General features: G+C 60.9%; 19 protein-coding genes. 9 read left to right on the top strand and 10 right to left on the bottom strand.

Going from position 1 to position 13,251, the window contains the following annotated elements:
• Nucleotides 1-43: 43 nt before the first annotated feature.
• From AC5P7A_RS14490 to AC5P7A_RS14465, 6 genes are all read left to right on the top strand, one after another.
• Nucleotides 44-355 carry a hypothetical protein gene (locus AC5P7A_RS14490; protein WP_495220250.1) on the top strand — a complete coding sequence of 104 codons (312 nt, stop codon included), beginning with the start codon at nt 44-46 and terminating at the stop codon, nt 353-355.
• 351 nt (nt 356-706) lie between these two features.
• Nucleotides 707-1,051 carry a hypothetical protein gene (locus AC5P7A_RS14485; protein ID WP_495220249.1) on the top strand — a complete coding sequence of 115 codons (345 nt, stop codon included), beginning with the start codon at nt 707-709 and terminating at the stop codon, nt 1,049-1,051.
• Between the two features lie 378 nt (nt 1,052-1,429).
• Nucleotides 1,430-1,603 (top strand): hypothetical protein, encoded by a 174-nt coding sequence (locus AC5P7A_RS14480; protein ID WP_495220248.1) that lies wholly within the window; start codon nt 1,430-1,432, stop codon nt 1,601-1,603.
• Between the two features lie 320 nt (nt 1,604-1,923).
• Nucleotides 1,924-2,520 (top strand): AbiU2 domain-containing protein, encoded by a 597-nt coding sequence (locus AC5P7A_RS14475; RefSeq protein WP_495220247.1) that lies wholly within the window; start codon nt 1,924-1,926, stop codon nt 2,518-2,520.
• A gap of 1,062 nt (nt 2,521-3,582) precedes the next feature.
• Nucleotides 3,583-3,921: a DUF3653 domain-containing protein gene (locus AC5P7A_RS14470; RefSeq protein WP_495220246.1), complete on the top strand. Its 339-nt coding sequence runs from the start codon at nt 3,583-3,585 to the stop codon at nt 3,919-3,921.
• A gap of 67 nt (nt 3,922-3,988) precedes the next feature.
• Nucleotides 3,989-4,381 carry a hypothetical protein gene (locus AC5P7A_RS14465; protein WP_495220245.1) on the top strand — a complete coding sequence of 131 codons (393 nt, stop codon included), beginning with the start codon at nt 3,989-3,991 and terminating at the stop codon, nt 4,379-4,381.
• A gap of 93 nt (nt 4,382-4,474) precedes the next feature.
• Here AC5P7A_RS14465 and AC5P7A_RS14460 read toward each other — a convergent pair whose 3' ends face one another.
• From AC5P7A_RS14460 to AC5P7A_RS14420, 9 genes are all read right to left on the bottom strand, one after another.
• A complete protein-coding gene (locus AC5P7A_RS14460; protein WP_495220244.1) occupies nt 4,475-5,101 on the bottom strand; it encodes a TraX family protein in 627 nt (208 codons plus the stop codon).
• Entirely contained in the window at nt 5,098-6,300 is a 1,203-nt protein-coding gene (locus AC5P7A_RS14455; protein ID WP_495220243.1) for a zonular occludens toxin domain-containing protein, read from the bottom strand. The genes AC5P7A_RS14460 and AC5P7A_RS14455 overlap by 4 nt, the downstream gene beginning before the upstream one ends.
• Nucleotide 6,301: 1 nt before the next feature.
• The gene (locus tag AC5P7A_RS14450; RefSeq protein ID WP_065198582.1) at nt 6,302-6,613 is read right to left on the bottom strand and encodes a DUF2523 family protein; all 312 of its coding nucleotides are present in this window, start codon (nt 6,611-6,613) and stop codon (nt 6,302-6,304) included.
• Between the two features lie 2 nt (nt 6,614-6,615).
• Nucleotides 6,616-8,040: a virulence factor TspB C-terminal domain-related protein gene (locus AC5P7A_RS14445; protein WP_495220242.1), complete on the bottom strand. Its 1,425-nt coding sequence runs from the start codon at nt 8,038-8,040 to the stop codon at nt 6,616-6,618.
• An 80-nt stretch (nt 8,041-8,120) separates the two neighbouring features.
• A complete protein-coding gene (locus tag AC5P7A_RS14440) occupies nt 8,121-8,351 on the bottom strand; it encodes a major capsid protein (protein ID WP_130768080.1) in 231 nt (76 codons plus the stop codon).
• 8 nt (nt 8,352-8,359) lie between these two features.
• On the bottom strand, nt 8,360-8,563 hold the full coding sequence (locus AC5P7A_RS14435) for a hypothetical protein (RefSeq protein ID WP_065184837.1): 204 nt from the start codon (nt 8,561-8,563) through the stop codon (nt 8,360-8,362).
• A gap of 4 nt (nt 8,564-8,567) precedes the next feature.
• Nucleotides 8,568-8,843, bottom strand: coding sequence for a single-stranded DNA-binding protein (locus AC5P7A_RS14430; RefSeq protein WP_153643323.1), 276 nt, complete (start codon nt 8,841-8,843; stop codon nt 8,568-8,570).
• A complete protein-coding gene (locus AC5P7A_RS14425) occupies nt 8,825-9,907 on the bottom strand; it encodes a replication initiation factor domain-containing protein (RefSeq protein WP_495220241.1) in 1,083 nt (360 codons plus the stop codon). The genes AC5P7A_RS14430 and AC5P7A_RS14425 overlap by 19 nt, the downstream gene beginning before the upstream one ends.
• 101 nt (nt 9,908-10,008) lie before the next feature.
• Complete coding sequence (locus AC5P7A_RS14420; protein ID WP_495220240.1) at nt 10,009-10,239, bottom strand: hypothetical protein; 231 nt, start codon at nt 10,237-10,239, stop codon at nt 10,009-10,011.
• 41 nt (nt 10,240-10,280) lie between these two features.
• On the opposite strand from AC5P7A_RS14420, the gene AC5P7A_RS14415 reads away from it, so the two are divergent.
• The 3 genes from AC5P7A_RS14415 to AC5P7A_RS14405 all read left to right on the top strand — a co-directional run bounded on the left by AC5P7A_RS14415 (nt 10,281) and on the right by AC5P7A_RS14405 (nt 12,618).
• Nucleotides 10,281-11,036, top strand: a complete 756-nt coding sequence (locus AC5P7A_RS14415) for a hypothetical protein (protein ID WP_495220239.1) — start codon at nt 10,281-10,283, stop codon at nt 11,034-11,036.
• 68 nt (nt 11,037-11,104) lie between these two features.
• A complete protein-coding gene (locus tag AC5P7A_RS14410; protein ID WP_495220238.1) occupies nt 11,105-11,491 on the top strand; it encodes a DUF3693 domain-containing protein in 387 nt (128 codons plus the stop codon).
• Between the two features lie 62 nt (nt 11,492-11,553).
• Nucleotides 11,554-12,618: an ATP-binding protein gene (locus AC5P7A_RS14405; protein WP_495220237.1), complete on the top strand. Its 1,065-nt coding sequence runs from the start codon at nt 11,554-11,556 to the stop codon at nt 12,616-12,618.
• 22 nt (nt 12,619-12,640) lie between these two features.
• Here AC5P7A_RS14405 and AC5P7A_RS14400 read toward each other — a convergent pair whose 3' ends face one another.
• Nucleotides 12,641-13,120: a GNAT family N-acetyltransferase gene (locus AC5P7A_RS14400; protein WP_046430525.1), complete on the bottom strand. Its 480-nt coding sequence runs from the start codon at nt 13,118-13,120 to the stop codon at nt 12,641-12,643.
• Nucleotides 13,121-13,251 lie beyond the last annotated feature (131 nt).

The raw sequence follows: 13,251 nt of genomic DNA, 5'->3' as shown, positions 1-13,251 counted from the left end.
CTGGGCAACCGGCCTACAGGCTGCGGCTGCGGGGGATAGAATGATGACCTGGACGCTGCTTGCCTTCTACGCTGTTCTCGCGGTGCTTACGTATTTCGCAATGACCGGCAGAACTCCTACCAGACGGCTGTTATCCGCGATTGGAATAGCTGCCGTTCAGATTGCTGCGCTTGCGTGGATTCAGATCATTGCCAGAGCGCTGGGGTCGCAGTCCACTCATGGACCTTATTCCATCGGAGTCGGTGAACTCTATCTCGCCATACGCCCCATTCTCTTGTTCAACGTGGCAGTGTGCATTGCGCTTGTTCTGATATTTTTGACTGCGCTATCGGGAAAGAAGGCAGCTGGCAAGTAGGTTCCCGCGCTTCAACTTGGGTTGGACAACATTATTTCTGCTCTCGAACGGATGGGAACAGCTACGGAATGCCAAAGGCGACTGGCTACGTTGTCGAGAGGGGTAGATCGTGGCACTAGGAAGACCGTCTTTGTGTAGAAGCTCCTCCCGCAATGTGGCTGCAATTAAATGGTGGAAGGCTCTCTCGATAGCGAGTTCTTTCTTATTGACTATCAAAGCGTCGGGAAAAGGCGCGCGGCGAAGATCAATGACGATGGCGTTCTTGTAGTATCCGATTCCGCTTCTTCTTCGGGAGCGCTTCCTCTACGAGGTGTTGTAGGGGAGGGGAGGTCTGGATCGAGGTACGTGCCAATGGCATTCCTCTCGTGGCATCTGGATGCTTCGCATGGGACGCCAGATTATTCCCGCAGCCTTGTATTGATGATCGACGGAAAGTTGATGGGAGATGGCTTCTCGTTGCCAGTGATTTCTTGGTCGAAGCGATGCTTATCGAGAGAGTTTGATGTCAATCTTGAGGATGGTTGGAACTTCAGAGCGAAGTACACGGCGCCATTCATTAGGCAATTCCTTATGCAGATGAATGTTGGTGGGACTTTGGACACGCAGCCCGTGGATTTTATTGAGCAGATCATGACGATCGTTGCAGAATTGAGGCCTGATTGGATCGTGGGGTTTGCGAATAAAAATGTCTCTTAGGTGACGTGCTCTATCTGGCGCGTGCGCAACCTGGCGCTTCTGGTGGCGCTTGCCCTGCAGTCATTGTTTAGCCGGGCGAGTTCGAGAGGTCGCGCCAGCCAGCGGGTGCCAGTGCCGCGGCCCCGGCAGATCAAAGCACGATTCCCAATCTGCCGGGTGTGCCTGCGCCCAAGGCCGCACCTGATCCTATGGACGCGTCGACGCCAGAGCAGCGCTACGTGGCGCAGCTGCCGAAGGCCAAACGTATCCGACTGACGCTCACGGCTGTCTTTGGCGACCGCCAGGTCGGCACGGTCGAGTGGATGGACAGCAGTAACAACACGCTTCATGGGGCGCAGGATGCGCAATGGAATGGGACGGAATCTGTTGATCGCCTGCATGGCCCTGGCTGTTGCTCCAGCGGCGGCAACAGCGGCTGCACCACCGGGTGATCGTGGGCAGGATTTCGTGCAGACACAGGCGATCGCCGCGCGCTGCCAGAAGAGCCTGGTCGATCAGCTCACGTTTGACGCATTGGTCGCGCTGGGCTTCCGGGTGGGGGTATTCGCCTAATGGCGCCAACATCAGCGCCGACAATTACAAGCTGGTCGCTACACCATGGCCGCGCCAAGCGCCGCGACGGGAGGAGGACCCGACGCTCTATCGCCTGGACAAGCCGGACGCTGGCACCGGCATTGCGACCGCAGGGAGTGAGGCCGGTGCCAGCGTCCGGATCGTGAGCGCACAAGCGGCGGTATCCACTGCCGGAGGCACGCTGGTTCGGGTAGGTGAGCGTCCTATGGGGACTTTCCCCGAGTCGAAGCCGTACCCGCCCAGCTTCTGAGCGTTTACTGCCTCATGGTATGTTGGGCCTGTTCTAACGGACGTTTGCTATGGACAATGATCGATTGGCGAACATCTCTCCGCAAGATAGGGAGTACTTTGAAGCTCTTGAGGCGCGTATCAGCCAAGCTCACTGGGACTTCGTTGAGTATCGGACTATGTTCTATGAAGATAGTGACATGACCCTGCTCAATGAGACTGCCCCTCACTTTTTCGGCATCGTGCAGCGGGCGTTGATTGTCTCCATCTTTACGTGCATTCGGGCGCTTACGGATCCCCCGGAATCAGGTCGGAAGGAGAACATATCGTTGCTCGGGCTCGCATCTCGGCTGACCGCATCCGGCCATCCGTTGGCAGACATGTTTTCGGCAATGGCAAAGGACTACGTTGCTAAGGCAAGGCCCGTGTATCAGGCTGTGAGCAAGAAGATTGCGCATTTCGACGCTGATCACGTTATTGGGGAAAACAGAAAAACCTCGTTCGCGATCCGGGGCGACGACATTGAAGTCTTAATTGATGACGCGGCCCGGCTACTCGATTTTTCATCGGGCACCTTCACTATTCGCCCCAAGCAGGAGCAACCAGGTGGCGCTGCTGAGGTCCTGCGCCTACTCAGAGCTCAAGGGAGGTCCCTTGGCACGAGTTGAAATCAAGTAGGATTCCCCTCAATTCTGGAGGGAATATGGATATTCGACCTGGCGTCGTATGTTTGCTCTTGATGGTCGCCAGCAGCGCGTCCGCGCAGCAGATTCACTCCGCAAGGGGGCCAACCTCAAAGCCGCTTCCAGCCGCACCGAGGCCCGCGCATAACTCGATGGCAAAGACCACTACGCCATTCAACTGCGAACAGTACCGCTGGCCGAACCATCCTCATCCGGGCATGAAACCGCTCTGTGATGGGCTTGAGGCCAATGCATTACAGCAGGAGTCCAGGCAGGCGGGACGCCCAAGTCCATCTGCCGAGGTGGTGGTGCTGCCTGCGATGGGTACGGATGCAGCCAAGCGCTCAGGAATGGCGTGCATTGGCGGTCAGGCGATGCGTAGGCTGCCAAACGGGTGGGAACAGGTGTCCTCGCGTTCTGGCGGCTGGTTGCGCTGTCGGGAGCAGTGATCCGGGGTGTAGGGGCAGCGCGCCTACGGAAGCGCCTCACACGCGCTGGCGAGGTCTCGGCCCACGGCTCATATAGACAACATTGGACGCCCCGGCGTCGGAACCGTGGGCGCCCACGCCGAACCGCCGTTCTCGGCGAATTCTGAGCGCTTCGGCTAGGTAGATGACACTAGATTTCGCCGTAGTTGACGCCTTCCGGGCAGTTGCAGCCCGGGGAGGCGCCTCAGCCATCATCAGCCGCCATTCGCGTGCAATGTTGCAGGTCAGGGACCACCAGGCCATGTCGCACGGCTCCAGCTGATGGCCTTCGAGAGTGAACATGTGCCCGCCTTGGAATCCGAAACCGGCCCAAGGGCCGGTTAGATCTATGCGGTCGTGGGGATCCATCTTGATCATGCTGCGAGCTCGTCCTTGTCGGGGAACGAACAGGCAGGCAAGAGCCGAGCCAGAGCCGCAGCCATTGCCAAGCAGAGCCTACGAACCGGGTCACGCCCGATACCGCATTTCGCATAATGTATATTATGTTCAAGCTGCTGCGGGGCTGGCTGGCACGCCGCTTGCCTCGCCCCCTGATCCCACTGAGGCATGGAGCCTGATTGTGCGTGATCGGAACCTGACCGGCCCTTGGGCCGGTTTTTCGTTTAAGGCCGGCCGACTGGTCACACCCGAAGGCCGCGAGCTGGAACCGCAGGATCTGGCATGGCTGTCGCTCACCGCTGCCCAGGCACAGGAATGGCGCCGGATGATGGAGAGCGGCCGCGCGATCGGCAAGCCCCGGAAACCCTTGTCTTTCAACGCCGCCAGCGTGGTGAACCTCTCCGATGCCCTGGCTCAGCGCCGGAAAAAGCGGTCATCGGTGGCGATGGCTGGCCCTGACGCCGAACCACCAGCGGCAGTCCTGCCGGTACCGGGGCCGAAGCCTCGCCAGCGCGTGTAAGGCGCTCCCGTAGGGGCGCTGCCCCTACACCCCGGCTAGAATGCGCGCAGGACGCCTTGGGGGCCGTATGGAACGCGAACGACCGGAGTACCTACAACCCATCCCGCGCGCACGCTGGGAGTTTCCATGGCTCGGCCTGTGGGCCATGCTGCTACTGGGCATGGCCGGTGCTGGAATCTGGCTGCACCTGAGGACAGGTGACGCATGGAATACACGATTCACGCGCAACGCCGAAGCGACGCCGCCGGTAATGCCAAGCACTGCCGCGATACCTGCGCCCGGCGCGATTGCCGAAGCCGAAAAACAGGCAAAAATAGCGGAAATTCGGCTGCGCCGAGCAGCTGCCGAAAGGGACGCCGAGGCGAAAAAGCAACGCGAAGAACTACGCTGCATTAGTGGCGTTGCGTTCCGCCGTATTCCTGGGGGCTGGGAGAACGTACCGGGCAAAACCTGCCAGTGATCGATTAGCTTTTCCTGCGCGCATGCTGACGCGCGAACGCCCGATCCATCCATCGGGCAACCCAGTAGTGAAAGTCGAGATAGCGGCGCACGTTCATGCCCGCAGTATAGGCGCCAGCAGCCCGACGCACGCAAGGTGGCCAACGTAATAGCCATAGAAGGCCCACCGCCCACGTGGTACCGGCCACGCCACCCGGGACACGGCCAGCGCAACCGGAATCGCCGCAAGTGCCCACAGGTTGCCATTGAACCAACAGATCGCACCGAATGCCGGCACCATCGCCCAGCACTGGCGCCACTTGAAGGCGCACCACGCCAACAAGACGAACCCCACCCCGGCCCACTGGTAGTCCACGAACAGGGGCAATATAGCCGCGGCTAAAGCCAGGCCTACCCATCTACGTTGGTCCGCCAGCCAGATCACTGCCGCACACAGGGCGAACGTGAGCAGGATGTTCAACGGAAGCCAGTATCCGAAAGCCAGTACATGCACCGGCTGCGCGATCAGCCCCCAAGCGCAGAGCCTGCGCACCGACTTGACAGCGTCGGCGCCGGGCTGGGCGAGGTTATAGGCCATCACCAGCGCGAACAGAGGGAACGCTACCCTGCCCGCCTCGCTGAGACCTGGCACATAGCCGCCGTAGATGACCTTTGCGACGTGGTCGCACGTCATGAGAACGACGGCCAGCCACTTCAACACTTCGCGTGCGCTGCTGGTCATAGCTTGTTCGGTCCCGGCGCCGTGGTCATGTAGCTTTCCGTTGGGAACGGTGCCGACTCGGGGAAGCTCCCCATGGTGCGTTCTACGTGCTGTACCACGCTTCCCGCGAGCCCTACCGATTCAGCTGGGCGAGGCTGGCTTGCCGCCTCAAAACGCTGGTCCCGCCGATCTTCCGACCGCTCCCGATATGGGTTGTAGACAGGCCCATTGCGCGCCAGCGTGCGGCACTCGGGCTGGCTCAGCTCGTAGGCTGTGCCTTGCTCAGTGAGGCAACGGCAGCTCGCCTCTTGGCGAACGCCCTGCGCGTCCAGTCCCTCCATAGACGACATGCACACCAACTGGGGATCGGATCGGGCCTGCCGATCATCGAATACCGGTGCAGTCCAGGGCATGGTGCTGATGCGCGGCAAATGGTCCTTGGCATAGGCAGCGGCTGAGGGCCAGCGCGGAGCGCCTTCCTTGCGCGATCCGCCGCCCGGCGGCGAAGGGGCCGCATCGGCTAACGCCGATTGCGTCCCTTCTTTGCCCGCGCCACCTGTGACCGCAGGCGAGACAAGGGACCGATAAGCCAAATAGGCGAACACCGCGCCAACGACCATCAGTGCCGGGAGCAGCAGCACCCTGAGCGGGATTCGCGCCTTGATCGTGTGAACCTCGGCAGACTTGTACTGTCCGAACACCTGCGACGGTAACAAGCGTGTGGTGCGCTGGGCCATATCGCGCTTGGCGAGTGACTTGATTTCTTCGTTGAGTTCGCCCCAGCGATAGACGTCAAGCATCTTCGTGCCGAAACGCCGCACCACGTGCGAGTGCGCACCGATCAGGCCACGAACGAACGGATACAACTGGTTCGGTTGCTGCGTGGTCCACACGAAGTCCAGGCCACGGTGCCGGTGTTCGGCCAGTTCCAGTACGTGCCTCGGCGTCTGCTGCCGCGTGGCGTCATGCAAATGCCCAAACCACTTCCACGCTTCGTCCACGAAGATCAGCGAGCCGTCCGGAACGATGTAATTGCCCTCAGCATCCTTGTCGTTCCAGTGCCGCGCGTCATCGAGCACAGTGGCAAGGCCGGGATCAAGGCCATCAATGCCGATGGCGAAAATCGGGCGAGTCGCCGCTTTTGCCTCCGCAACAAGGCGCTCCATCATGAGCGCAGTTTTGCCGTTGCCGGGCTGGCCGGTGAACAGTTCGATAGGCATGTCAGGTCCGCTTCGTGAGGAACGTCTTCGCGGCACCGACAGCGAACTTAGCTGTCACAGCGGAGGCGATCATGGTGCAAGCCACATCGAATTTCATGATGCCCGCATAGGACACCAACAGTGCGCCCCACTCGCCACCGGGTGCGCCGGCACGCATTGCGTCTTCCATTTGGCTGATCCATGGATCAACGAGGAACTCATTCGTCGCCCAGGAAATCCCCAGCCAGACCATGGCCTCGGCGACCCATGGGCCCCACTTCGAGCGGAACAGCGCAGCTAGCGCGGTCAGCAACGTGCTGATGAGCATCGGCATGGTTAGGCATCCTTACTGGCGATGATTCGGAGACAGAACAGCGCGGCAAGACCCACAACGAAGTAACTGCCGAGGCCGAGCCACCGGCACAACGGCGTAGTGTCGAACGCGATGGTTCTGCCCATGACCTCGATGGCTGGCGGTTGCGGGCATCCCCTGCCCCAGCCGTAACCCGAAGCGTCAGGCCGCGTGGGCTGCCCACTGCCCGGCGACCACACGTCGGAGGCTGGTCGATCAGCGGGTGTAGTGACAGATCCACCCGTGCCGGTCAGTGCGTCACGTATCGCCTTTACGTCTGCGCCATCACCGCCATTGCCCGAGCCGCTGGCCATCTTTTCCAACGCACAGGCGGATCGCCATTGCATAAGAAGCCCCGCATACTCCATGGCGTCACATTTCTCGCCCGTGCAGACCGGCATCGAATTGCACAGGCCGCCGGCGATGTTTCGATTCTTTCGTGTGTTGCAGTCAATGCGCCACTGGATGCGCGCCTGACCGCACATGATCGGTGAACCACTACACGACGGCGGCGAATTGCAATCGTCACCGCCCGAGAATGTGTCTTTGTCGCCCGGTTCGTCTGGCTGACCATCCCCGTCTCCATCCTTCTTGCAAGTGCCATCCGGGCCGCGAACTTCGCCGCTGGCGCACTGACCATCACCGGGCAAACACTTGCCATCCGGTGAACGCACCTGCCCGGCCGGACACTCGTTTTCCTTCTTCTTGCATGTGCCATCAGCCTGTTGCGCCATTCCATCCGGGCAAGGTTCTGGCGCGCATTGCCCCAACGAATTCTGCTTCCCGCCGTCCTTGCACTTGCCGTCATCGGGCTCGCACGCAGACATGCCAGCATTCCAGTGGTAGCCGTCACCGAACTGAGCTTTGCACTCGTTGTCGTCATAGTTGTTGCAGGTTCCTGGAACCGATGAGTACTTGCCATTGAAGTAGCCATCGCCATTCGAATACCACGCCTGCTTGCAGCCGGCATTACAAGTGACAGAGCCATTCTTCGGCTTGCCACCGTTCAAGTAGGGGTAAGGGCCATTCCAGTCGGGGCGACTCTCGCAAGATTTCGTGAAATAAAACTCTTTCGTGGAGACGCGCGAGCCACTGCAACTGCCGCTGTAGCCCGCTGCAACGAAGGTCTGAGTACCAGACTTGTATACACAGGGAACGTTGTAAGCCGGATTCTGTGCAGCCTCTCGCGCATGGGCCCACGCCTCAGAATATGCCTCGCCTTCGTCGCACATGGCGCCAAGATCAGTGCATCGATAGGTAGCAGCTTGAACCGGCACTGCGACAAAGGAACCGCAGCACAAAGCGACTATCAGCAACGCGCCCAAACAAAGCGTGCTTAGGCGTTCCATCAGCTGAAGTCCACAAAGATGATTGCGCAGGCCACCAGCCATGCGCAGAGCCAGATCCACCCTTCCATTCCAAGCCCCCTGCCCTGTCCAGGGCGTTGAAAGACCGGGGGGAGGGAGTCGGCCCTGCCCCCCGGTTGCCCTTACATCGCGCGGCGCACCCACTTGTAGACCTTGACGCCGACCAGCACGGTCAGCACCGCAGCGCCGATCTGACCGATCGGGCCGAGCGCGGCGTTGATCGCCGTGACCACGGGACCCACGTCCACGCCACCACCACCCGACGCGAATGCCGGAGCCGACACCAGCGCGGCAGTGCCGACAGCCGCCAGAGCGGCACCCTTGCCCTTCAGGGCGTTGAACATCTTGTGCATGTGTCCTCCTAGGACTGTTCGATTTTCTTGCGGATGAGCCGGAACACGTACGCGACAGCCCACAGAAGCGCGATCTTTGCGCCAATGGCCTGTGCATCCTCAATCGGCAGTTCCGGCAGTAGTGCCGGCTGAGGAATCCAGATCACAGCCGTGCAGGTCCCCGTGGCCGTGTCCAGGTCGGCTTCGCGACATGCGGGGATCAGCACGGCCATGGCATTACGCCTTCGACACCGGCGCAGCCTTGAAGCCGATGGGCACAAGGTCCACGTAGCGCTTCAGGACAAGATCGCCATAGGGCGACAGCGCGAACGACTTGGGATCGATGTCGTACTCCCCAGCCGGATACGGCGGACGCTGGCCGAGGCCGACACGGAACGGCAACTCGAAGCCGTTGCCGAGGTCAAGGCCGACCATCTGGGAGCGGATGATGGAGTTGGTCTTGGCGTTGTGCTGTTCGTCGACAGCAGCCGACTTCACGCGGCAGATGGGCATAGTTCTTCCCTCACATAACGATGGAGTGCGTCACCCTTGGCAATACCGCGAAAGCGTCCGGGGTGACCGTCACGGACGATGCGGGCCTCGCAGAAGTCGGACCATGAATCTCCGAACGCTCCGCGCAGAACACTGAGAGCCGGGCCCACCTGACGCTCCATCCAGAGCACCATTGCCTCGGCAGAAACTTCGACGTGCTTGCGGATCGTGCGCAGCCGTGTGCACACGCCCTTGATGAGATCGTGCAGCGCGCTGTACGAACCCCGCAGGTACGCACCCGGGTTCAACAGCACATCCAGCGGGATTTCCATGTGCTTGCCATACAGGCGCACTTCCGCGCGCACCCAGCGCGAGGACGGCAGCCCCTCAGCCTTGCCTTTCTCGTACACACACAGTTCCTTGTGGCCTTTGCCGCCGACATACAGCGTGCAGCCGGTGTTGTGGCCTTCATCGGAAATGAAGCGGTGACGCGGAGGACATCCGCCCTCGGTAAAGCCGCCCTGCGCTGCAACCTCGCGGAGCGCATGCACGTCCAGGCGTTCGCCCTCGTAGTCGTCGTGCGCGCAGTCAACGCGGGTAATCTTGGCGTCCAGCATCGCGCACTGCTTGTAGACGCGCGCCCAGTCACGAACCCACTTGCAACCCATGCCGGTCAAGCTCAGGCATACGGTGCTTTTCTTGCCACCGATGCCGACACGACCAACCACCTCGTTCTCCCGGTCGATCAACACCGCCGACTGCTCGTAGAAGTTCCAGTTCTTCTCACGAATCGCACCGGCAACAACCTCCCCACGGAAGCCGAAGATCCGGAACAGCAAGAGGTCCAGCTTCTTGCAGTTCACTTCTTCAAGGGCGGAGAGCGGGACCACAATGGTCAGGTAGTCGATGATTGCGTCCTGCTGACCCTTTTGGCCCGTGTTACTCCCCGGGCCAATCTCCGCCGCCGCTCGCTGCCCCTTTTCACCGCGCGAAAGCGGGGAAAAGCCCCCTACCCCATTCCCGGTGAGAACGGTTCTCACCGGCTCAGCCACCGCCATGCGGAAGCGAGCGCGATCAACGGCCATTGCCAGCCCCCTTGCCTCGCAGCACGACCACGAGCGTCCAATACAGGGCTGTCACTAGGACGCCGCCGATCACAGTCACAACCAACGGATCGCGCAGGAGTTCACCCATGGCGGCCACCGTGGCGTCGGGACTGGTAGCGGTCTTCGTCCTGAGGGGTCCAGCCTGATGCGGCCACTTCGGCGCGTGCCTGGGCGACGACGGCCGCTTCCTTGGCGCGCTGAGCGGCGGCACGATCACGCCGGTCCAGCAGCCACGACACGATGCGAGCCGCACCAATGGACACAGCGGAAATGGCCCCTAGCAGGGCGAAGGCCAGAACAGGCTCCGTCATGGCAGAATCCCCCGCACTTCATAGGTGCCACAGGGGGTGGCATGAAAATCAAGATCAAGCTTGGCCTGAACCAGGCCTCGATAACCTTCCTTTTCTTCTCCGGCTTCTTGCTTGGCGTGGTGATCGCCGGCGTTGCACTTCTCGGGAGCCAGATCCCATTGAAGTGCTTCGACGCGGGCAACGCTGCGGACTGGATCGCCGCGATCGGCACTTGGGTCATTGGTATAGGTGCGATGAAGATCGCTTATGACGCAAATGTCAGGCGAAAGCAGGACGTTGAGGCGGAAAGGCTCGCCAAGCTGAACGCAAGAGAGGCAGCCTTGCGCCTGATTGGGACCGATGCTCGTACTGCCCAAGCATTCGAGTCGAACCTCCAGTCCAAGTTCGACGGAGCTGGCAATGTGAAATTGGAGAGCCTTCGAATTTTCTTGGAAATAGCAAAGAAGAAGCTCGGAACTATTCGCTGGGATTTCTCGCAGAAGACTGAGCTTGGCCTGGATATCGATACACTTCAGGCTCTCATTGGGACTGAGCATGAGCTGCTTGCAGTGATCGACTACTGCGAGCGATTCCTTGCGCTGTACCCGGCTGACTTGCAGTCGTACGATCCGAACAACTGCCAGATCATGCGGTGGATGAAGGAGTGCGCTACGAGCCTGACAAAAGACGCGAAAGCGCTGGAGAGAAGCATCTATAAAGAACTGTTTGGCAGCTTCAAACATCAGCAGTCCCCTTCCGGCGATCCCTCAGCAGAACCCGCCAGCGGCCCTGGGGTGCCGGCGACGGTTGTTGAGTGATCACTCAACGTGGGGCATGTAAACTGATCAGGAAACATGTGTCAACTGATCGATCAACCGGAGCCACCATGACCGCCGTCAACGAACTACTTGACAACGTGAAAATTCGCTTGAATCTCGCGTCCGATATGGCTTTGGCTGAAAGGCTGACCGTTACCCGGTCGCTGGTGTCCCGATGGCGGAAGGGCGACACACCGCTGGCTGATGAGCGAATTGCGCAGATTTGCGCGCTGGCGAAGCTGGATGGCCCCACTTGGATCGCGATGATCCATGCCGAACGCGCCACGTCTGCAACCGAACGTGCCCTCTGGCGCCTGATGCTGGACAGAATGAGCGCGGCGGCTGCGGTCGTCGCGCTGGTGGCGCTATCGATGCCGGGCCTCGCGAACGCAAAAACCGCCCAGATGCAGGCGGTTAGCGGAGCCGACAACGGCGGTATGTATATTATGTTCTAGCCAGACTGGCCCGGGCGACCGCCGCCCGGGCCCAACCCGCGCTGCAGGCTCCCCCTTCAGCGGTGGCATTTGCCGAAACGCAGGCACCCGATACCGTCGAGTTCAGCGCAAAGCAACTTCGGAATCATCTTCCCCAGATTCTTCAGGCGGTCATAGACGATCTCAGATCGCCGCAGACAGACTCCCAGCAGCTCGCAAAGTCCCACGGGCTTGCACCGTTGAAACCCGGCCCCGAGTCCGCCGCGTCCTATCATGGCCGAACCCGCGCCATCGCCGGCTTTGGCCTCAACCAGATGGTGGCTGAGTATCGAGCGCTTCGGGCTTCGGTACTTCGGCGATGGGCATCCGACCAGCGGCTGGTCACTTCATCGATCGATGACATCCTTCGTTTCAATGAGGCCATCGACCAGGCGGTGGCCGAATCCCTTGCTCAGTTCTCTGCCGAGGTCGAATCCTGGCGGCAGATCTTCCTCGCGGCGCTCGGGCATGATCTCCGAGGCCCCTTGGCAGCGATCATCTTCTCGGCAGACACCCTGGCCAGTGGGCTGCAGGACCCAGCTTTGGCCAAGCAGGCCGAGCGGATCATCAACGGCAGCATGCGCATGAAAAAGCTGCTGGACGACCTGCTGGCTTACAGCCGCAGCAAGCTGGGCGATGGGATGGCCATTCATCCGGTGGACTGCGATCTTGCCCAATCGCTTGGCGAGGAAGTCGAATTGCTTCGCGCTGCCCTGCCCCACGTCCCTATCACGTATGAGGCTGAAGGCGATGCCCGCGGTTGCTTCGATGCCTCTTCGTTGCGCGAGGCGGTTCACAACCTCACGACCAACGCCGCAAAGTACGGCGAACACGGCACCGATGTGCGGATCAGCCTTGAGAGCCTCGCCGACCAGACCCTGATCACGGTGAGCAACGCGGGGGCCGAACTGTCGGACGAAGCGTTCAACAGCCTGTTCGATCCCTTGCGCCGAGGCTCGCACAACGCGTCACAGGGAGAACACGCGAGCCTTGGCCTCGGCCTGTTCCTGGTGCGGGAAATCTGCCACGCGCACCGCGGCACTGTTCGTGGACGATGGCGTGATGGCCGCACCTCATTCGTCATCACACTCCCGAAGAATGCTGATTGATGCGGCCGACCTGGCGACGGCACTACAGGAACCTGTGCATTACGAAGACATCGACCAACCCGCGCCTGCCATGCCGGAAGGCCTCTGGCAGCGTTCCAACCACCGCAAACCCCAGCTTCCGGTACAGCGCCACCGCCGGGCCGTTGGTGCTGACCACGTAATTGAACTGCATGGCCAGGAACCCTTCCGCCCTCGCCCGCTCCAGGCTGTGTTCCACCAAGGCTCGGCCCACGCCCCGCCCCTGTGTCGCGGCGTCGACCACATACGTGGCGCTGGCCACATGCGCCCCAAGGTCAGGGAAATTCGGGCCCATCTTGTACATGCCCACAACCCGGCCCTCCAGCACAGCTACATGAGGTGCCTGGGCCTGGAACCAATGCGCGCGAAACGTCTCGACGGCGAAAGAGCCAGCAAAGGGCAGTGCATCCTGCGTCGCAATGGCTTGCTTGAACATGCCCCACATCACGTCGAAATCGCCTGCACGGGCGGGCCGGATATCCATGCGACTCCTGCAGATCTGTGGTGGTGACCAAGCCGGACACTACCAGAATCCAACGCCTGCTCCGTAGCTGCTTCACGCGCCACCGCCATCGGCTCGGCAATAGTTGCAGATATTCCGGCCTTCAGAGCAGT

Source organism: Stenotrophomonas sp. YJH_SMC_65, assembly GCF_059369475.1.
Note: the sequence above shows the minus strand (reverse complement) of the source record. Positions and strands in the feature narration are given on the sequence as shown.